The organism is Mesorhizobium sp. AA22 (genome assembly GCF_001672375.2).
In the GTDB taxonomy this organism is placed as follows: domain Bacteria; phylum Pseudomonadota; class Alphaproteobacteria; order Rhizobiales; family Rhizobiaceae; genus Mesorhizobium; species Mesorhizobium wenxiniae.
This window is the reverse complement of sequence record NZ_CP048406.1, coordinates 4,057,121-4,076,378: the sequence shown is the minus strand read 5'-3', so window position 1 is coordinate 4,076,378 and position 19,258 is coordinate 4,057,121. Positions and strand designations below refer to the sequence as shown.

At 61.9% G+C, this 19,258-nt stretch carries 25 protein-coding genes; 23 read left to right on the top strand and 2 right to left on the bottom strand.

Going from position 1 to position 19,258, the window contains the following annotated elements:
• Positions 1–42: 42 nt before the first annotated feature.
• Positions 43–4,239: a DNA-directed RNA polymerase subunit beta' gene (rpoC, locus tag A9K68_RS19665; protein WP_065011400.1), complete on the top strand. Its 4,197-nt coding sequence runs from the start codon at positions 43–45 to the stop codon at positions 4,237–4,239.
• 365 nt (positions 4,240–4,604) lie between these two features.
• Here rpoC and A9K68_RS19660 read toward each other — a convergent pair whose 3' ends face one another.
• Both A9K68_RS19660 and A9K68_RS19655 read right to left on the bottom strand, forming a co-directional pair.
• Entirely contained in the window at positions 4,605–5,540 is a 936-nt protein-coding gene (locus tag A9K68_RS19660; RefSeq protein WP_065011393.1) for a Gfo/Idh/MocA family oxidoreductase, read from the bottom strand.
• A 178-nt stretch (positions 5,541–5,718) separates the two neighbouring features.
• The gene (locus A9K68_RS19655; protein WP_029352173.1) at positions 5,719–6,000 is read right to left on the bottom strand and encodes a hypothetical protein; all 282 of its coding nucleotides are present in this window, start codon (positions 5,998–6,000) and stop codon (positions 5,719–5,721) included.
• A gap of 463 nt (positions 6,001–6,463) precedes the next feature.
• Here A9K68_RS19655 and rpsL point away from each other — a divergent pair, with 463 nt between their 5' ends.
• The 22 genes from rpsL (at position 6,464) to rplR (ending at position 19,214) form a co-directional block, all read left to right on the top strand.
• The gene (gene rpsL / locus A9K68_RS19650; protein WP_006333356.1) at positions 6,464–6,835 is read left to right on the top strand and encodes a 30S ribosomal protein S12; all 372 of its coding nucleotides are present in this window, start codon (positions 6,464–6,466) and stop codon (positions 6,833–6,835) included.
• A gap of 85 nt (positions 6,836–6,920) precedes the next feature.
• Positions 6,921–7,391: a 30S ribosomal protein S7 gene (gene rpsG / locus A9K68_RS19645; RefSeq protein ID WP_008875664.1), complete on the top strand. Its 471-nt coding sequence runs from the start codon at positions 6,921–6,923 to the stop codon at positions 7,389–7,391.
• Positions 7,392–7,421: 30 nt separating this feature from the next.
• On the top strand, positions 7,422–9,512 hold the full coding sequence (gene fusA / locus A9K68_RS19640; protein ID WP_065011392.1) for an elongation factor G: 2,091 nt from the start codon (positions 7,422–7,424) through the stop codon (positions 9,510–9,512).
• Positions 9,513–9,578: 66 nt separating this feature from the next.
• Positions 9,579–10,754 carry an elongation factor Tu gene (tuf, locus tag A9K68_RS19635; protein WP_029352152.1) on the top strand — a complete coding sequence of 392 codons (1,176 nt, stop codon included), beginning with the start codon at positions 9,579–9,581 and terminating at the stop codon, positions 10,752–10,754.
• A 63-nt stretch (positions 10,755–10,817) separates the two neighbouring features.
• Entirely contained in the window at positions 10,818–11,126 is a 309-nt protein-coding gene (gene rpsJ / locus A9K68_RS19630) for a 30S ribosomal protein S10 (protein WP_006205468.1), read from the top strand.
• A 93-nt stretch (positions 11,127–11,219) separates the two neighbouring features.
• A complete protein-coding gene (gene rplC / locus A9K68_RS19625) occupies positions 11,220–11,966 on the top strand; it encodes a 50S ribosomal protein L3 (RefSeq protein WP_065008703.1) in 747 nt (248 codons plus the stop codon).
• A complete protein-coding gene (gene rplD, locus A9K68_RS19620) occupies positions 11,966–12,586 on the top strand; it encodes a 50S ribosomal protein L4 (protein ID WP_065008704.1) in 621 nt (206 codons plus the stop codon). The genes rplC and rplD overlap by 1 nt, the downstream gene beginning before the upstream one ends.
• Entirely contained in the window at positions 12,583–12,876 is a 294-nt protein-coding gene (locus A9K68_RS19615; RefSeq protein ID WP_065008705.1) for a 50S ribosomal protein L23, read from the top strand. The genes rplD and A9K68_RS19615 overlap by 4 nt, the downstream gene beginning before the upstream one ends.
• A 23-nt stretch (positions 12,877–12,899) precedes the next feature.
• Positions 12,900–13,733 carry a 50S ribosomal protein L2 gene (gene rplB, locus A9K68_RS19610; RefSeq protein WP_065008706.1) on the top strand — a complete coding sequence of 278 codons (834 nt, stop codon included), beginning with the start codon at positions 12,900–12,902 and terminating at the stop codon, positions 13,731–13,733.
• A gap of 16 nt (positions 13,734–13,749) precedes the next feature.
• Positions 13,750–14,028, top strand: coding sequence for a 30S ribosomal protein S19 (gene rpsS / locus A9K68_RS19605; protein WP_006205463.1), 279 nt, complete (start codon positions 13,750–13,752; stop codon positions 14,026–14,028).
• A 2-nt stretch (positions 14,029–14,030) separates the two neighbouring features.
• On the top strand, positions 14,031–14,420 hold the full coding sequence (gene rplV / locus A9K68_RS19600) for a 50S ribosomal protein L22 (protein ID WP_023799292.1): 390 nt from the start codon (positions 14,031–14,033) through the stop codon (positions 14,418–14,420).
• Entirely contained in the window at positions 14,420–15,145 is a 726-nt protein-coding gene (gene rpsC, locus A9K68_RS19595) for a 30S ribosomal protein S3 (protein ID WP_029352216.1), read from the top strand. Before rplV ends, rpsC begins: the two co-directional genes overlap by 1 nt.
• A 27-nt stretch (positions 15,146–15,172) precedes the next feature.
• Positions 15,173–15,586: a 50S ribosomal protein L16 gene (gene rplP, locus A9K68_RS19590; protein ID WP_023799290.1), complete on the top strand. Its 414-nt coding sequence runs from the start codon at positions 15,173–15,175 to the stop codon at positions 15,584–15,586.
• A gap of 13 nt (positions 15,587–15,599) precedes the next feature.
• Positions 15,600–15,800: a 50S ribosomal protein L29 gene (gene rpmC / locus A9K68_RS19585; RefSeq protein WP_023799289.1), complete on the top strand. Its 201-nt coding sequence runs from the start codon at positions 15,600–15,602 to the stop codon at positions 15,798–15,800.
• Positions 15,801–15,811: 11 nt separating this feature from the next.
• On the top strand, positions 15,812–16,051 hold the full coding sequence (gene rpsQ / locus A9K68_RS19580; RefSeq protein ID WP_023799288.1) for a 30S ribosomal protein S17: 240 nt from the start codon (positions 15,812–15,814) through the stop codon (positions 16,049–16,051).
• 81 nt (positions 16,052–16,132) lie between these two features.
• Positions 16,133–16,501: a 50S ribosomal protein L14 gene (gene rplN / locus A9K68_RS19575; protein WP_006205457.1), complete on the top strand. Its 369-nt coding sequence runs from the start codon at positions 16,133–16,135 to the stop codon at positions 16,499–16,501.
• Positions 16,502–16,513: 12 nt separating this feature from the next.
• Positions 16,514–16,828, top strand: a complete 315-nt coding sequence (rplX, locus tag A9K68_RS19570; protein WP_013531428.1) for a 50S ribosomal protein L24 — start codon at positions 16,514–16,516, stop codon at positions 16,826–16,828.
• On the top strand, positions 16,821–17,399 hold the full coding sequence (gene rplE / locus A9K68_RS19565; protein WP_023799287.1) for a 50S ribosomal protein L5: 579 nt from the start codon (positions 16,821–16,823) through the stop codon (positions 17,397–17,399). The genes rplX and rplE overlap by 8 nt, the downstream gene beginning before the upstream one ends.
• Positions 17,400–17,426: 27 nt before the next feature.
• Entirely contained in the window at positions 17,427–17,732 is a 306-nt protein-coding gene (gene rpsN, locus A9K68_RS19560) for a 30S ribosomal protein S14 (RefSeq protein WP_029352223.1), read from the top strand.
• Positions 17,733–17,744: 12 nt separating this feature from the next.
• Complete coding sequence (gene rpsH / locus A9K68_RS19555; RefSeq protein ID WP_006205453.1) at positions 17,745–18,143, top strand: 30S ribosomal protein S8; 399 nt, start codon at positions 17,745–17,747, stop codon at positions 18,141–18,143.
• 92 nt (positions 18,144–18,235) lie between these two features.
• Entirely contained in the window at positions 18,236–18,769 is a 534-nt protein-coding gene (gene rplF, locus A9K68_RS19550) for a 50S ribosomal protein L6 (RefSeq protein ID WP_023799285.1), read from the top strand.
• A gap of 85 nt (positions 18,770–18,854) precedes the next feature.
• A complete protein-coding gene (gene rplR / locus A9K68_RS19545) occupies positions 18,855–19,214 on the top strand; it encodes a 50S ribosomal protein L18 (RefSeq protein ID WP_029352225.1) in 360 nt (119 codons plus the stop codon).
• The last annotated feature ends 44 nt before the right edge of the window (positions 19,215–19,258 follow it).

The following is a 19,258-nucleotide window of genomic DNA, read 5'->3' as shown; positions in this document are numbered from 1 at the left end:
TAGATGCAAGGGGTTTTCGAGGACCCCGAAAAGGAGAACGGCATGAACCAAGAGGTCATGAATCTCTTCAATCCCCAGGCGCCTGCGCAGGTGTTCGATTCCATCCGGATCTCGCTCGCCAGCCCTGAGAAGATTCTGTCCTGGTCGTTCGGCGAGATCAAGAAGCCGGAGACCATCAACTACCGCACCTTCAAGCCGGAGCGTGACGGCCTCTTCTGCGCGCGCATTTTCGGTCCGATCAAGGACTACGAGTGCCTGTGCGGGAAGTACAAGCGCATGAAGTACAAGGGCGTCATCTGCGAGAAGTGCGGCGTCGAAGTCACGCTGTCGCGCGTCCGCCGCGAGCGCATGGGCCATATCGAACTGGCCGCGCCCGTCGCCCATATCTGGTTCCTGAAGTCGCTGCCGTCGCGTATCGGCACGCTGCTCGACATGACGCTGAAGGACATCGAGCGCGTTCTCTACTTCGAGAACTACATCGTCACCGAGCCAGGCCTCACCGCGCTGAAGGAGCACCAGCTCCTCAGCGAGGAAGAGTACATGATGGCCGTCGACGAATATGGCGAAGATAGCTTCACCGCCATGATCGGCGCCGAGGCCATCCACGACCTTCTGGCCGGCATGGACCTGGAAAAGATCGCCGGCGACCTGCGTTCGGAGCTGGCTTCGACCACGTCCGAGCTCAAGCAGAAGAAGTATCTGAAGCGGCTCAAGGTGGTCGAGAACTTCATGGAGTCCGGCAACCGTCCGGAATGGATGATCATGAAGGTGGTACCGGTGATCCCGCCGGACCTGCGCCCGCTGGTTCCGCTGGACGGCGGCCGCTTCGCCACGTCCGATCTCAACGATCTCTATCGCCGCGTCATCAACCGCAACAACCGCCTGAAGCGGCTGATCGAGCTGCGTGCGCCCGGCATCATCGTGCGCAATGAAAAGCGCATGCTGCAGGAAGCCGTTGACGCGCTGTTCGACAACGGCCGTCGCGGCCGTGTCATCACCGGCGCCAACAAGCGTCCGCTGAAGTCGCTGTCGGACATGCTCAAGGGCAAACAAGGCCGGTTCCGCCAGAACCTGCTCGGCAAGCGCGTCGATTATTCCGGCCGCTCGGTCATCGTCACCGGTCCGGAGCTCAAGCTACACCAGTGCGGCCTGCCGAAGAAGATGGCGCTCGAACTGTTCAAGCCCTTCATCTATGCCCGTCTCGACGCCAAGGGTTATTCCTCGACCGTCAAGCAGGCGAAGAAGCTGGTCGAGAAGGAGCGTCCGGAGGTCTGGGATATCCTCGACGAGGTCATTCGCGAGCATCCGGTGCTCTTGAACCGTGCGCCGACTCTGCACCGCCTCGGCATCCAGGCGTTCGAGCCGATCCTGATCGAAGGCAAGGCTATCCAGCTTCACCCGCTGGTCTGCACGGCTTTCAACGCCGACTTCGACGGCGACCAGATGGCGGTTCACGTGCCGCTGTCGCTGGAAGCGCAGCTCGAAGCCCGCGTGCTGATGATGTCGACCAACAACATCCTGCACCCGGCTTCGGGCGCGCCGATCATCGTGCCGTCCCAGGACATGGTTCTGGGTCTCTACTATCTCTCGATCGTCAACCAGAACGAGCCGGGCGAGGGCATGGTGTTTGCCGATATGGGCGAACTCCAGCACGCGCTCGAGACCAAAACGGTGACGTTGCATTCTAAGATCAAGGGCCGCTTCCGCACGGTTGATGCGGACGGCAAGGTAGTGTCGAAGATTTACGACACCACGCCCGGCCGGATGATCATCGGCGAGCTTCTGCCGAAGAACGTCAACGTGCCGTACGAGACCGCCAACCAGGAGATGACCAAGAAGAACATCTCCAAGATGATCGACACCGTCTACCGCCATTGCGGTCAGAAGGAGACGGTCATTTTCTGCGACCGCATCATGGCCCTCGGCTTCAGCCACGCCTGCCGCGCCGGCATTTCGTTCGGCAAGGACGACATGCTGATCCCGGATGCCAAGATCAAGCTGGTCTCCGACACCGAGGCTTTGGCCAAGGAATACGAGCAGCAGTACAATGACGGGCTGATCACGCAGGGCGAGAAGTACAACAAGGTCGTCGACGCCTGGGCCAAGTGCTCGGAAAAGGTCGCCGACGAGATGATGGCTCGCATCAAGGCGGTCGAGTTCGAGGATAATGGCCGTCAAAAGCCGATGAACTCGATTTACATGATGTCGCACTCCGGTGCGCGCGGCTCGCCCACCCAGATGCGCCAGCTTGCCGGTATGCGCGGCCTGATGGCCAAGCCTAGCGGTGAAATCATCGAGACGCCGATCATCTCGAACTTCAAGGAAGGCCTGACCGTGCTCGAGTACTTCAACTCGACCCACGGCGCCCGTAAGGGTCTGGCCGACACCGCCTTGAAGACGGCGAACTCGGGTTACCTCACCCGTCGTCTGGTCGACGTGGCGCAGGACTGCATCGTCAACTCCGTCGACTGCGGCACCGATAAAGGCCTCACCATGCAGCCGATCGTCGATGCCGGCCAGGTCGTCGCTTCCGTCGGCCAGCGCGTTCTCGGCCGCACGGCGCTCGACGACATCACTCATCCGGTCACGGGTGAGGTTTTGGTCAAGGCCGGAACGCTGATGGACGAACGCGACGTCGAGCAGATCGAACAGGCCGGCGTCCAGTCGGTCCGCATCCGCTCGGCGCTGACCTGCGACGTCAGGGTCGGTGTATGCGCGGTCTGCTACGGACGCGATCTGGCCCGCGGCACCCCGGTCAACCAGGGCGAGGCTGTCGGCGTCATCGCGGCGCAGTCGATCGGCGAGCCGGGCACCCAGCTCACCATGCGTACCTTCCACATGGGCGGTACGGCGCAGGTGGTGGACTCGTCGTTCCTTGAAGCCTCGTATGAGGGCAAGGTCGAGATCCGCAACCGCAACGTGGTACGCAACTCCGACGGCCAGCAGATGGTCATGGGCCGCAACATGGCGGTGCTGATCCTCGACGAGGCCGGCAAGGAGCGCGCCACGCACCGTGTCACCTATGGTTCGCGCATCTTCGTGGACGATGGCGACAAGGTGAAGCGCGGCCAGCGCATCGCCGAGTGGGATCCCTATACCCGCCCGGTCCTCACCGAAATCGAGGGCAAGGTGGCGTTCGAGGATCTGGTCGATGGCATTTCCGTCCAGGAAACGGCCGACGAATCGACCGGCATCACCAAGCGCGAGGTCATCGACTGGCGTTCGACGCCACGCGGCAACGATCTCAAGCCAGCGATCGTCGTCCAGGACACCAAGGGCAAGGTCGGCAAACTGTCGAAGGGCGGCGACGCTCGCTTCCTGCTCTCGGTCGAGGCCATTCTTTCGGTCGAGCCGGGTGCACAGGTTCGCCCCGGCGACGTGCTGGCGCGTATCCCGATGGAAAGCGCCAAGACCAAGGACATCACCGGCGGTCTGCCGCGTGTTGCCGAACTGTTCGAGGCACGTCGTCCGAAGGATCACGCCATCATCGCCGAGATCGACGGCACGATCCGCTTCGGCCGCGACTACAAGAACAAGCGCCGCATTATCATTGAGCCGCATGACTCGACGCTTGAGCCGGTCGAATACCTGATCCCGAAGGGCAAGCCGTTCCATCTCCAGGACGGCGACGTCATCGAGAAGGGCGACTACATCCTCGACGGCAATCCGGCGCCGCACGACATCCTGGCGATCAAGGGCGTGGAGGCGCTTGCGTCCTACCTCGTCAACGAGATCCAGGAGGTCTACCGTCTGCAGGGCGTGTCGATCAACGACAAGCACATCGAGGTGATCGTTCGCCAGATGCTGCAGAAGGTCGAGATCACCGCGCAGGGCGACTCGACCTACATTCCGGGCGACCACGTCGACGTGATCGAGCTGGAAGAGGTCAACGAGCGCCTGGTCGAGGACGGCAAGAAGCCGGCCGAAGGCCAGCCGGTGCTCTTGGGCATCACCAAGGCCTCGCTGCAGACGCCGTCCTTCATCTCGGCCGCCTCCTTCCAGGAGACGACCCGCGTGCTGACCGAAGCGGCGGTTGCCGGCAAGACCGACATGCTGCAGGGCTTGAAGGAAAACGTCATCGTCGGCCGGCTGATCCCGGCCGGCACCGGCGGCACGATGAGCCAGATCCGGCGCATCGCCACCTCGCGCGACGAGCTGATCATCGACGAGCGCCGCAAGGCGTCGGGCGTCGAGGTCGCCGACCCGATGCTGACCGACATGGCTTCCGCCGCGCAGTAAGCGCGGCGGCACAAATCTCAGGCAACGAAGCCGTCGGGGCAACCCGGCGGCTTTTTTGTGTGTTGAAGCTGGGAACTAATGCCGCTGGCGACGGACTGGAGAAGGCGTCGTCGACTGTTGTGACTTATTTCGATCGTCCAGCGCCGCCCCTCATTGCCCTGCCGGGCAGTTCTCCCCGTGAACGGGGAGAAAGAACCTGGCCGCAGTCTTGGCGCTCTTCTGCGACGCCGGAGATTGACGAAATCTTTGATGCCGGCATCTCCTCCGTTCACGGGAAAAGATGCCGGCAGGCAGATGAGGGGCGGCGCGGCGCTTGCAAGATGGTCAGGACCGGAAGCGACGGCCACTCTTTACAGCGTCGCGGCTTAATCGAAAAACGCTTCCACCAAATTGCGCTTGCCGAGCATGAAGGCGTCTGCGACATGCTGCAGCGGGGCGAGGTCGACGTCGGACACGCCGGCGCGCACGATCTCGGCGAAGCGCTTGTAGAGCATCGGATACTCCGCTTCCGGCTCGTCGTGAACGACACGGTCGTCGACCGCTAGTTTTGAGCCGCCGCCCGAAAGCACCATCGCGCCCTTGTCCGTCTCGGCCAGGATGTCCCAGCTTTGCGGGCCGGTCTGGCGCCAGTCGAGCTCCATCGTCACCGGCAAGCCGTTCGAGGTGCGGAAGGCGATATGTGCAGCGATCGGGGCCGCGCGGTTTTCGGGAAAATCGAGAATTGCCGAGGTGATGAACATCGCCGGCAATATGTGGGTCGCAATCGACAGCGCGTTGATGCCGGGATCGAACACGCCAAAGCCGCCTGGCGCCCAGATCCAGTCCTGGTTCGGGTGCCAGCGGCGCACGTCCTCCTTCCAGTTGATGGCTGCTGAGCTGATCTGGGTCGAGCCGAGAAATGCACGCGCGGCTTCCACCGCCGGCGCATAGCGCGAATGCCAGCTGGCGAACAGCGAGACGCCGTTTGCCGCGGCCAGTGCTTTCAGGTCTTCGACCTCGCTGACCGTGGCTCCGGGCGGCTTTTCCAGGAAGACATGTTTTTTCGCTTCCAGCGCTGTCCGCGCGGCGTCATAGCGGAACTGCGGCGGCATGCAGAGCGATACGGCCTCGAGCTCCGGCACGGCGTCGAGCATCGCCTCGACGGTTGGGAAATTCGGGATGTCTTCCACCTTGCCGTGCCGGCTGGCGGCGGCGACGAGGCGGTAGGCCTGGTCCTTCGCCAAGGCCGGCAGATGCTGGTCGCGGACGATCTTTCCTACCCCGACGATGCCGAGCTTGATGGGGTCGTTGTTCCTGGACATGGGAGACTCCGCGGATTGGAAATGAATTGCTCTTGGCAGCGATGGTTCTTAGCAGAGAACCGATGTCGGGCAAGCGGCAGGAGCTTGCCCGCAGGCTGCCGAGATCGGCTTCGTTTCAGACAGACCCCGAACAGATCGGCCCTGCTTCAGACTGGCCGTGCTCCAGACTGGGCCTGCTTCAGACTGGCACGTCGAAGGTGACGATCGAGACTTCGCCTTCGAGCGCGCCCTGATAGGCGGACAGGTGTGGCTCTTCGTCGGGCACGCCGTCCAGGTCGCCGATCTGGTCGAGCTCCGCCTCGGCATAGCCTTCGGCCGCGAGCGATTCGAGCGCCCGGCGCACCGCCGAATCGTCGTCGGGCGCGACCAGCATGAGGTGGACGCCTTCCGGCCTGCCGCCCTTCTTTTTCCATGCCCGGCCGGTGATGATGGTGACCGGGCGCTCATCATTGTCGTTCACGGGCCGATTCCTCCGGGCGGGGGGATTTGCGCTGTTCATGCCGCCTTTTTCGCATGAAGCATGGCTGTGCAACAGCCGAAAGCCGGTCACTTTCTTCCTTCCCCTTGCAAAATGGCGAAAGAAAATTACATGCGCTTTTCGCATGGCTGCCAAGCCTCGGTTTCCACGTAATATTTGGCGGCCCGGGGTTGACGGGCAACAGCCTTGCGAGTAGAAGCCGCCCAGTCAGAACCGATGTGAGGCTCTCCCTTCCGAAGCGACACGCTTTGGAGTTTGCCTCAAACAGGGTTCGTTTTGCGAGCGAAAAGACATTTCCGGCGTGCATGAAGCGGCTTCCGCTTCCTCTGCCATTTGTTCGGGCAAGACCGCGAGGCGCGGTTTGTGGCCCGAATTTGCGTATGGAAATGACGCTTTGAGCGGCCCTGACCGGGCGAGACACGGAATTGAGAGACAAGAGGGTTTAATGCCTACCGTCAACCAGCTGATCCGCAAGCCGCGCATTGCGCCGGTGAAGCGCAACAAGGTCCCGGCCATGCAGCAGAACCCGCAGAAGCGGGGCGTCTGCACGCGCGTCTACACCACGACGCCGAAGAAGCCGAACTCGGCGCTGCGCAAGGTGGCCAAGATCCGCCTGACCAATGGTTTTGAAGTGATCGGTTATATCCCCGGCGAAGGTCACAACCTTCAGGAGCACTCCGTGGTCATGATCCGCGGCGGCCGCGTCAAGGATCTTCCGGGCGTTCGCTACCATATCATTCGCGGCGTGCTCGACACGCAGGGTGTGAAGAACCGCAAGCAGCGCCGTTCGAAATACGGCGCCAAGCGTCCGAAGTGACCGAAGCGTAGCCAAGGTCATTCCGGACGGCGCCAGGCGACGATCCGGGGTCCAGGCCACCACGCAGAATTGAGGCAGAGAAAAAATGTCCCGTCGTCACAGTGCAGAAAAGCGTGAGATCAATCCGGACCCGAAGTTCGGCGATCTGATCGTCACCAAATTCATGAACGCCGTCATGTATGACGGCAAGAAGTCGGTTGCCGAGACCATCGTCTACGGCGCGCTCGACCAGGTCCAGTCCAAGACCAAGCAGGAGCCGGTCACCGTCTTCCATCAAGCGCTCGACAATGTCGCGCCGCATGTGGAAGTGCGTTCGCGCCGCGTCGGTGGCGCCACCTACCAGGTTCCGGTCGATGTGCGCCCCGAGCGCCGTCAGGCGCTGGCCATCCGTTGGCTGATCGCTGCCGCCCGCAACCGCAACGAGACCACGATGGTCGACCGCCTCTCCGGCGAGCTGATGGACGCGGCCAACAACCGCGGCACCGCCGTCAAGAAGCGTGAAGACACCCACAAGATGGCAGAAGCCAACCGCGCCTTCGCGCACTACCGCTGGTAAAGCGCGAACGAGACTGAAGAGGCACCTCCCATGGCCCGCGAATACAAAATCGAAGATTACCGTAATTTCGGTATCATGGCGCATATCGACGCCGGCAAGACGACGACCACCGAGCGCGTCCTCTACTACACGGGCAAGTCGCACAAGATCGGCGAGGTCCATGACGGCGCTGCCACCATGGACTGGATGGAGCAGGAGCAGGAACGCGGCATCACCATCACGTCCGCCGCGACCACGACCTTCTGGAAGGGTCGTGACGGCAAGATGCACCGCTTCAACATCATCGACACCCCCGGCCACGTCGACTTCACCATCGAGGTCGAGCGCTCGCTGCGCGTGCTCGACGGCGCCATTGCGCTGCTCGACGCCAATGCCGGTGTCGAGCCGCAGACGGAAACCGTCTGGCGCCAGGCCGACAAATACCGCGTGCCGCGCATGATCTTCTGCAACAAGATGGACAAGATCGGCGCCGATTTTTACCGCTCGGTCGAGATGATCGGCTCGCGCCTCGGCGCGCATGCCGTCGTTATGCAGCTGCCGATCGGTGCCGAGACCGAGTTCAAGGGCATCGTCGACCTCGTCGAGATGAACGCGCTGGTCTGGCGCGACGAAACGCTCGGCGCTGCCTGGGACGTCGTCGAGATCCCGGACGATCTCAAGGCTCGTGCGGAAGAATACCGCGAGAAGATGATTGAGGCCGCCGTCGAAATGGACGAGACGGCGCTTGAGAATTACCTCGAAGGCAAGATGCCCGACAATGACGAGATCCGTGCGCTAATCCGCAAGGGCACCATTGCGGTGAAATTTTACCCGATGTTCTGTGGCTCGGCCTTCAAGAACAAGGGCGTGCAGCCGCTGCTCGACGCCGTCGTCGAATACCTGCCGTCGCCGGCCGACGTTCCGGCCATCAAGGGCATCGACGCCAAGACCGACGCCGAGATCGAGCGTCATGCCGACGACAATGAGCCGCTGTCGATGCTCGCCTTCAAGATCATGAACGACCCGTTCGTCGGCTCGCTCACTTTCGCCCGCATCTATTCGGGCAAGCTCACCAAGGGCATCTCGGTCGACAACACGGTCAAGGGCAAGAAGGAGCGCATCGGTCGTATGCTGCAGATGCATGCGAATTCGCGCGCTGACGTCGAAGAGGCTTTCGCCGGCGACATCGTCGCCTTGGCCGGCCTCAAGGACACGACCACGGGCGACACGCTCTGCGATCCGCTGCATCCGGTCATTCTCGAGCGCATGGAGTTCCCCGATCCGGTCATCCAGATCGCGATTGAGCCGAAGACCAAGAACGACCAGGAAAGGATGGGCCTTGCGCTGCATCGCCTGGCTGCCGAGGACCCGTCCTTCCGCGTCAAGACTGACGAGGAATCAGGCCAGACGATCATTTCCGGCATGGGCGAGCTCCACCTCGACATCATCGTCGACCGCATGCGCCGCGAGTTCAAGGTCGAGGCCAATGTCGGCGCGCCGCAGGTGGCATATCGCGAGACGATCACCCGCAGCCAAGAGCAGGACTACACCCATAAGAAGCAGACCGGCGGCACCGGTCAGTTCGCTCGCGTCAAAATTCTTTTCGAGCCAAATCCGGAAAGCAGCGAATTCCTGTTCGAATCCAAGATCGTTGGCGGCGCTGTGCCGAAGGAATACATCCCCGGCGTCGAAAAGGGCATCAACAGCGTCATGACGTCGGGCCCGTTCGCCGGCTTCCCGATGATCGGCGTCAAGGCGACGCTGATCGATGGTGCCTACCACGACGTGGATTCCAGCGTACTGGCTTTCGAAATCGCTGGCCGTGCCTGCTTCCGTGAAGCGGCCCCCAGGCTTGGCGTGCAGTTGCTCGAGCCGATCATGAAGGTCGAAGTGGTGACGCCGGAAGATTATGTCGGCAGCGTCATCGGCGACCTGAACGGCCGTCGCGGCCAGATCCAAGGCCAGGAAGCCCGTGGCGTGGCGGTGGTCATCAACGCAATGGTGCCGCTCGCCAACATGTTCAAATACGTCGACAATTTGCGCTCGATGAGCCAAGGCCGCGCGGCCTACACGATGCAGTTCGATCACTACGAGCCGGTGCCGACCGCGGTCGCTCAGGAAGTCCAGAAGAAATACGCGTAGCCCGAACGGGTTGCAGCGCTAACTTAATTCAAAGCCCGCACGGGCGAGCAGGAATGGAGAGATCACATGGCAAAAGGTAAATTTGAGCGTACAAAGCCTCATGTGAACATCGGCACGATTGGCCACGTCGATCATGGCAAGACGTCGCTGACGGCGGCGATCACCAAGTATTTTGGCGAATACAAGCGCTACGACCAGATCGATGCGGCGCCTGAGGAGAAGGCGCGCGGCATCACCATCTCGACGGCGCATGTCGAATACGAGACGGCCAACCGCCACTACGCCCATGTCGACTGCCCCGGCCACGCCGACTATGTGAAGAACATGATCACCGGTGCCGCGCAGATGGACGGCGCGATCCTGGTTGTGTCGGCCGCCGACGGCCCGATGCCGCAGACCCGCGAGCACATCCTTTTGGCCCGTCAGGTCGGCGTGCCGTCGATCGTGGTGTTTTTGAACAAGGTCGACCAGGTCGACGACGCCGAGCTGCTCGAGCTGGTCGAGCTCGAGGTGCGTGAGCTGCTGACCAAGAACGAGTTCCCCGGCGACGACATTCCGATCGTCAAGGGTTCGGCACTTGCCGCTTTGGAAGATTCCGACAAGAAGATCGGCGAGGATTCGATCCGCGAATTGATGGCTGCGGTCGACGACTACATCCCGACGCCGGTTCGTCCGCTGGACAAGCCGTTCCTGATGCCGATCGAGGACGTGTTCTCGATTTCGGGCCGCGGCACGGTGGTGACCGGTCGCGTCGAGCGCGGCGTGGTCAAGGTCGGCGAGGAGCTGGAGATCATCGGCATCCGTCCGACCACCAAGACGACCTGCACCGGCGTCGAGATGTTCCGCAAGCTGCTCGACCAGGGCCAGGCCGGCGACAACATCGGCGCGCTCTTGCGCGGTGTCGACCGCGAAGGTGTCGAGCGCGGCCAGGTTCTGGCCAAGCCCGGCACGGTCAAGCCGCACAAGAAGTTCGTCGCCGAAGCCTACATCCTGACCAAGGACGAGGGCGGCCGTCACACGCCGTTCTTCACCAACTACCGTCCGCAGTTCTATTTCCGCACGACCGACGTGACCGGCATCGTGTCGCTGCCGGAAGGCACCGAGATGGTGATGCCTGGCGACAACATCACCGTCGATGTCGAGCTGATCGTGCCGATCGCCATGGAAGAGAAGCTGCGCTTCGCCATCCGTGAAGGCGGCCGCACCGTCGGTGCCGGCATCGTCGTCACCATCAAAGAGTAATTTGGACTTAAACCGATCTGTCGTTGGCGCTGCCCGCGCCGCGCCAGAACAAGGAAGTGACGCATGAACGGACAGAATATCCGCATCCGCCTGAAGGCGTTTGATCACCGGGTGCTTGACGCCTCGACGCGGGAAATCGTGTCGACGGCCAAGCGCACCGGCGCCAACGTCCGCGGCCCCATTCCGCTGCCGACGCGGATCGAAAAGTTCACGGTCAACCGGTCGCCTCACGTCGACAAGAAGAGCCGCGAGCAGTTCGAGATGCGCACGCACAAGCGTCTGCTCGATATCGTCGATCCGACCCCGCAGACAGTCGACGCTTTGATGAAGCTCGATCTTGCCGCCGGTGTCGACGTCGAGATCAAGCTTTAAGGAACCAGAGGGCGGGGCGACCCGGAACTCTGAAGGAACAAGAGGCGTGGAGGGGCGACAGCCCCGACAGGGAACTCTAAAGGAATTGAACCGATGCGTTCAGGTGTGATTGCAAAGAAGGTGGGAATGACCCGCATCTACAACGATGCCGGGGAACATGTTCCCGTCACTGTTCTCCAGATGGAGAACTGCCAGGTCGTGGCGCAGCGCACGCAGGAGAAGAACGGCTATACCGCCGTCCAGCTCGGCGTTGGCCTTGCCAAGGTGAAGAACACGTCGAAGGCGATGCGCGGCCATTTCGCGACCGCTTCCGTCGAGCCGAAGGCCAAGGTTGCCGAATTCCGTGTCTCCGCCGACAACATGATCGATGTCGGCGCCGAGATCACTGTCGATCATTTCGTCGCCGGCCAGAAGGTCGATGTGACGGGAACCACGATCGGCAAGGGTTTCCAGGGCGTTATCAAGCGGCATCACATGGGCGGTGGCCGCGCGTCCCACGGCAACTCGGTCTCGCACCGTACCCACGGCTCGACCGGCCAGCGCCAGGACCCGGGCAAGGTGTTCAAGGGCAAGCATATGGCCGGCCACATGGGCGACACCCGCGTCACCACGCAGAATGTCGAGGTCGTCTCGACCGACGCCGATCGCGGCCTGATCCTGATCCGCGGCGCGGTTCCCGGTTCGAAGGGCGCGTGGATCCTGGTCCGCGACGCGGCCAAGTTTGCGCTGCCGGCCAATGCGCCGAAGCCCGCCGCAATCCGCGTCATTGCAACCAGTGATAGCGCCAAGAACGATGCCCCGGCCACAGTAGATGCCACGGCCACAGAGGGAGCGGAATAATGGACCTCAAGATCACAACGCTTGGCGGTAAGGACGCCGGCAAGGTGAAACTCTCCGAGGAGATTTTCGGCCTTGATCCGCGCGAGGACATCCTGCAGCGCGTCGTGCGCTGGCAGCTTGCCAAGAAGCAGCAGGGCACGCACAAGACCAAGGGTCGCGCCGAGATCGCCCGCACCGGCGCCAAGATGTACAAGCAGAAGGGTACGGGCCGCGCCCGCCACCATTCGGCACGCGCTCCGCAGTTCCGCGGCGGCGGCAAGGCCCACGGCCCGGTCGTCCGCAGCCACGAGCACGACCTGCCGAAGAAGGTGCGCGCGCTGGGCCTCAAGCATGCTCTCTCGGCCAAGGCCAAGAGCGCGTCGCTCATCATCATCGACGAGTTGATGCTGACCGAGGCTAAGACCAAGGCGCTGATCGCGAATTTCGCGACGCTGGGCCTGTCCAATGCCCTGGTGATCGGTGGCGCCGAGCTCGATAAGAACTTCAAGCTGGCGGCGACGAACATCCCGAACATCGACGTGCTGCCCATCCAGGGCATCAACGTCTACGACATTTTGCGCCGCGGCACGCTGGTCCTTTCGAAGGCCGCCGTCGAGGCTCTCGAGGAGCGCTTCAAATGACCGACCTTCGTCATTACGACGTGATCGTCTCGCCGGCGATCACCGAAAAGTCGACCGTGGCTTCCGAGCAGAACCAGGTCGTCTTCAACGTCGCCAAGAAGGCGTCGAAGCCGGAAATCAAGGCTGCCGTCGAGGCGCTGTTCGGCGTCAAGGTGATGGCCGTGAACACGCTTGTCCGCAAGGGCAAGATCAAGCGCTTCCGCGGCACGATCGGCCGCCAGAGCGACGTCAAGAAGGCGATCGTGACGCTGGCCGACGGCCAGTCGATCGACGTCGCGACGGGTCTCTGAGCAAGACCGCGAGGACAACAAACATGGCACTGAAAAAATTCAACCCGATAACGCCGGGCACCCGCCAGCTGGTCATCGTCGATCGCTCGGGCCTCTACAAGGGCAAGCCCGTCAAGGGCTTGACAGAAGGCCTGACCAAGTCGGGCGGCCGTAACAATTACGGCCGCATCACGGCCCGCTTCATCGGCGGCGGTCACAAGCGTACGTACCGCATCATCGACTTCAAGCGCCGCAAGTTCGACATTGTCGGAACTGTCGAGCGTATCGAATACGATCCGAACCGCAGCGCCTTCATCGCGCTGATCAAGTATGACGATGGTGAGCTGTCCTACATCATCGCCCCGCAGCGCCTTGCTGCCGGCGACAAGATCGTGGCCGGCGAAGCGGTCGACGTGAAGCCGGGCAATGCGATGCCGCTGGCCTCGATGCCGGTCGGCACGATCGTCCACAACATCGAGCTGAAGCCGGGCAAGGGAGCCCAGGTTGCCCGTTCGGCTGGCGGTTACGCCCAGCTCGTCGGCCGTGACCAGGGCATGGCGATCCTGCGCCTGAACTCGGGTGAGCAGCGTGTCGTCCACGGCTCGTGCATGGCCACTGTCGGCGCCGTGTCCAACCCGGACCACGGCAACATCAATGACGGCAAGGCAGGCCGCACTGTGTGGCGGGGAAAACGTCCGCACAACCGCGGCGTGACCATGAACCCGGTCGACCATCCGCATGGCGGCGGCGAAGGCCGCACCTCCGGTGGCCGCCATCCGGTTTCACCTTGGGGCAAGCCTACCAAGGGGAAGAAGACGCGGTCCAATAAGGCGACCGACAAGTTCATCCTGCGCTCGCGCCATCAGCGCAAGAGCTAAGAAGAGGTAACGCCAAGTGACTCGTTCGATTTGGAAAGGCCCCTTCATTGACGGCTACCTTCTCAAGAAGGTGGACAAGGTTCGTGAAGGTGGTCGCAATGAGGTGATCAAGATGTGGAGCCGTCGCTCCACCATCCTGCCGCAGTTCGTCGGCTTCACCTTCGGTGTCTACAACGGCCAGAAGCACGTTCCCGTTTCGGTGAACGAAGACATGGTCGGCCACAAGTTCGGTGAATTCGCTCCGACCCGGACCTATTACGGTCATGGCGCGGATAAGAAGGCGAAGAGGAAATAATCATGGGCAAGGCCAAAGCTCCGCGCAGGCTTGCTGACAACGAAGCGCGCGCCGTGTTGCGCACGATCCGTATCAGCCCGCAGAAGCTGAACCTGGTTGCCGCGCTGATCCGCGGCAAGAAGGTCGCGACAGCGCTTTCCGATCTCGAATTCTCGGCCAAGCGGATTTCCGGCACGGTCAAGAAGACGCTGGAATCGGCGATCGCCAACGCGGAAAACAACCACGACCTCGACGTCGATGCGCTGATCGTGGCGGAAGCCTATGTCGGCAAGTCGATCGTCATGAAGCGGTTCCATGCCCGTGGCCGTGGCCGCGCCAGCCGTATCGAGAAGCCGTTCTCGCACCTCACGATCGTCGTTCGTGAAGTCGAAGAAAAAGTGGAGGCCGCATAATGGGCCAGAAAATCAATCCGATCGGTCTGCGTCTCGGCATCAACCGTACCTGGGATTCGCGTTGGTTCGCCAACACCGGCGAGTACGGCCAGCTGCTGCATGAGGACATCAAGATCCGCAAGTATCTTGAGAAGGAACTCAAGCAGGCTGCGATTTCGAAGGTTGTGATCGAGCGTCCGCACAAGAAGTGCCGCGTCACCATCCATGCGGCGCGTCCGGGCCTGATCATCGGCAAGAAGGGCGCCGACATCGAGAAGCTTCGCAAGAAGCTGATGGAGATGACGAAGTCCGAGACGCATCTGAACATCGTCGAAGTGCGTAAGCCCGAGATCGACGCCACGCTGGTCGCCCAGTCGATCGCCCAGCAGCTCGAGCGCCGCATCGCGTTCCGCCGCGCCATGAAGCGCGCCGTCCAGTCGGCTATGCGCCTCGGTGCCGAAGGCATCCGCATCAACTGCGCCGGCCGTCTCGGCGGCGCCGAGATCGCGCGCATGGAATGGTACCGCGAGGGTCGCGTGCCGCTGCATACGCTGCGCGCCGACGTCGACTACGGCACGGCCGAAGCACACACCGCCTACGGCATCTGCGGCGTCAAGGTCTGGGTGTTCAAGGGCGAAATCCTCGAGCACGATCCGATGGCTTCGGAGCGCCGCGCCACCGAGGGCGATCATGCGCATGGCGGTGGTGGTGAGCGCGAACGCGGTCGCCGTCGCGAAAACGCCTGAGACAGTTGAGAATTTGGAGTTAGAACGATGCTGCAGCCAAAGCGCACAAAGTTCCGCAAGCAGTTCAAGGGCCGTATCCATGGTGCCGCCAAGGGTGGCACCAATCTGGATTTCGGTGGTTTCGGGCTGAAGGCGCTTGAGCCGAACCGCGTCACCGCGCGCGAGATCGAGGCGGCTCGCCGCGCGATCACCCGTGAGATGAAGCGTGCCGGCCGCGTCTGGATCCGTATCTTCCCTGACGTGCCGGTGACGTCGAAGCCGACCGAAGTCCGCATGGGAAAGGGCAAGGGCGCTGTCGATTACTGGGCGGCGCGCGTCAAGCCCGGCCGCATCATGTTCGAGATCGACGGCGTCAATGAGGAAACCGCCCGTGAGGCGCTGCGTCTCGGCGCGGCCAAGCTCTCGGTCAGGACGCGCTTCGTACAGCGCATCGCAGAATAAGGACGGGCTGATCATGAAAGCCGAAGACATCCGGACCAAGACCCAGGACCAGCTGACCGATGAATTGGCCAGCCTGAAGAAGGAGCAGTTCAACCTGCGCTTCCAGAAGGCCACCGGCCAGCTCGAGAAGACCGCGCGCGTGAGGCAGGTCCGCAAGGACATTGCGCGTATCAAGACCATCGCTGCGGAAAAGTCCGCGGCTAAGAAGGCTTAAGGACGAAAACCATGCCAAAGCGCATTCTGCAGGGCACCGTCGTCAGCGACAAAAACGAGAAGACGGTTGTCGTCAAGGTCGAACGGCGCTTCACGCATCCCGTGATGAAGAAGACCGTGCGCATGACCAAGAAATACAAGGCGCACGACGAGAACAACGCCCACAAGGTTGGCGATCAGGTGTTCATCCAGGAATCGAAGCCGATTTCCAAGGACAAGCGCTGGACCGTCGTGTCTTCGGACCAGGCCTGATCAGGGCAACGAAACGAATTTTGGACAGACCGGGGAAGGGTGAAGAACCCGTCCCGTTAGAAGAGAAAAAGGCGGCCAGTCATGATTCAGATGCAAACAAACCTCGACGTCGCGGATAATTCCGGCGCCCGTCGTGTCATGTGCATCAAGGTGCTGGGCGGCTCGAAGCGGAAATACGCTTCCGTGGGCGACATCATCGTGGTGTCGATCAAGGAAGCCATCCCGCGCGGCCGCGTCAAGAAGGGCGATGTGATGAAGGCGGTCGTGGTTCGCACGGCCAAGGACATCCGCCGCCCGGACGGCAGCGTGATCCGTTTCGACAAGAACGCGGCCGTTCTCGTCGACAACAAGAAAGAGCCGATCGGCACGCGTATCTTCGGACCGGTTCCGCGCGAACTCCGCGCCAAGAACCACATGAAGATCATCTCGCTCGCGCCTGAAGTGCTGTAAGGAGCCGGACCAATGCAGAAGATTAGAAAAGGCGACAAGGTCGTCGTGCTGGCCGGCAAGGACAAGGGCCGTTCGGGCGAAGTCCTCTCGGTACAGCCGAAGGAAGACACCGCGCTGGTGCGCGGCGTCAACATGATCCGTCGTCACCAGAAGCAGTCCCAGTCCCAAGAGGGCGGGATCATCACCAAGGAAGCGCCGATCCAACTGTCGAACATCGCGCTGGCCGACCCCAAGGATGGCAAGCCGACCCGTGTCGGTTTCATCTTCCAGAAGGACGGCAAGAAGGTGCGCGTCGCCAAGCGCTCGGGAGAAGTCATCAATGGCTAAGGCTCAAACCAAGCAGGCGACTGCCCAGAACACGCCGCGCCTCAAGCAGGTCTACAACGAGACCATTCGTAAGGCTCTGCAGGAGCAGTTCGGCTACGAGAACGAGATGCAGGTTCCGCGCATCGACAAGATCGTGCTGAACATGGGCGTCGGCGAAGCGACCGGCGATTCGAAGAAGCCTTCGATCGCGGCGGAAGATCTTGCGCTGATCGCCGGCCAGAAGGCCGTCGTCACCCATGCGCGCAACTCGATCGCCGGCTTCAAGGTCCGCGAAAAGATGCCGATCGGCGCCAAGGTCACGCTGCGCAAGGAGCGCATGTATGAGTTCCTCGACCGTCTCGTGAACATCGCGCTGCCGCGCGTCCGCGACTTCCGCGGGCTCAATCCGAAGAGCTTCGATGGCCGTGGCAACTATGCCATGGGCATCAAGGAACACATCGTGTTCCCGGAGATCAATTACGACAAGGTTGATCAGATCTGGGGCATGGACGTCATCGTTTGTACGACTGCGAAGACGGACGACGAAGCCAGGGCATTGCTCAAGGCCTTCAACTTCCCCTTCCGCCAGTAACGGCAGCGAGAAAAGGAAAAATCTGAAATGGCAAAGACCAGCTCAGTCGAGAAGAACAACAGGCGCCGCAAGCTTGTGGACCAGTACGCTGCCAAGCGTAAGGCCCTCAAGGCGATCATCATGGATCAGTCCAAGCCGATGGAAGAGCGCTTCCGAGCCCAGCTGAAGCTTGCGGCACTGCCGCGCAACTCGGCCAAGATCCGCATCCGCAACCGCTGCGAAGTCACCGGCCGTCCGCGTGCCTACTATCGCAAGCTCAAAGTATCGCGCATCGCGCTTCGTGATCTCGGCAACAACGGCCAGATCCCGGGCCTGGTCAAGTCGAGCTGGTAAGGAGGACATAACATGTCATTGAGCGATCCTCTCGGCGATATGCTGACCCGCATCCGCAACGCCTATGGCCGCAAGAAGTCGAGCGTTTCGACGCCGGCCTCGCGCCTGCGTACCCGCGTCCTCGACGTGCTGAAGGCGGAAGGCTATATTCGCGACTACAGCCAGACCGACTTCGACAACGGCAAGTCCGAAATCGAGATCGAACTGAAGTATTTCGACGGTGCGCCGGTCGTGCGCGAAATCGCCCGCGTCTCCAAGCCGGGCCGTCGCGTCTACGTTTCGGCGAAGTCGATCCCGCACGTCGCCAACGGCCTCGGCATCGCGATCCTTTCGACGCCGAAGGGCGTCATGGCCGACCACGAAGCGCGCGAACAGAATGTCGGCGGGGAAATCCTCTGCCAGATATTCTGATCTGGAGCGCGATCCCGGAAAGTGGAATCCGGTTTTCCGACACATGTTCGAGAACAGAGACCTGAAACAAGAGAAGTGACGAGGACAACAAAATGTCTCGTATTGGAAAGAAACCCGTTTCGCTGCCGCAGGGCGTGACCGCGACCGTGGACGGACAGACCGTCACGGCGAAGGGTCCCAAGGGTGAGCTGAAGTTCGTGGTGAACGACGAAGTGCTGGTCAAAATGGAAGGCAGCGAGATCGCTGTCCAGCCACGCGACCAGACCAAGACCGCTCGCTCCAAATGGGGCATGTCGCGCACGCAGATCGTCAACATCCTGCAGGGCGTCAAGGACGGTTTTGAAAAGAAGCTTGAGATCACCGGCGTCGGCTATCGCGCCGCCATGCAGGGCAAGAACCTGCAGCTGGCGCTCGGGTTCAGCCATGATGTCGTCTACGAAACGCCGCAGGACATCACGATCACCGTGCCGAAGCCGACGGAAATCACCGTGACCGGCATCGACAAGCAGAAGGTCGGTCAGGTTGCTGCCGAGATCCGCGAATATCGCGGTCCCGAGCCGTACAAGGGCAAGGGCGTTCGTTACGCTGGCGAGAAGATCGTCCGCAAGGAAGGCAAGAAGAAGTAATTTCAACGCCGCGGGGAGCGGTCGCGGGAGGCTTGTCCTACCGCACAGGGTTGCCCCCGTTTTTTGAAGGCAAGGAACTGATATCATGGGCTCGAAAGAATCCACACAACGCCGCGCTCAGCGCGTCCGCCGCCAGATCAAGAAGGTCGCGGGCGAGCGTCCGCGGCTGTCGGTCCACCGCACGTCGAAGAACATCTACGTCCAGGTGATCGACGACGCCAAGGGCCACACAATCGCTGCCGCCTCGACGCTGGAGAAGGACCTCAAGGGTTCGCTCAAGACCGGTGCCGATACTGCCGCCGCAGTGGCAATCGGCAAGCTGATTGCCGAGCGCGCTTCGAAGGCCGGCGTCAAGGAAGTCGTCTTCGACCGCGGACCGTACATCTATCACGGCCGCGTCAAGGCGCTGGCCGAGGCCGCCCGTGAAGGCGGCTTGAGCTTCTAAGGCATGATCCCGAACCGGCGGTCAGCGCAGCAAAAAGTTGCAGA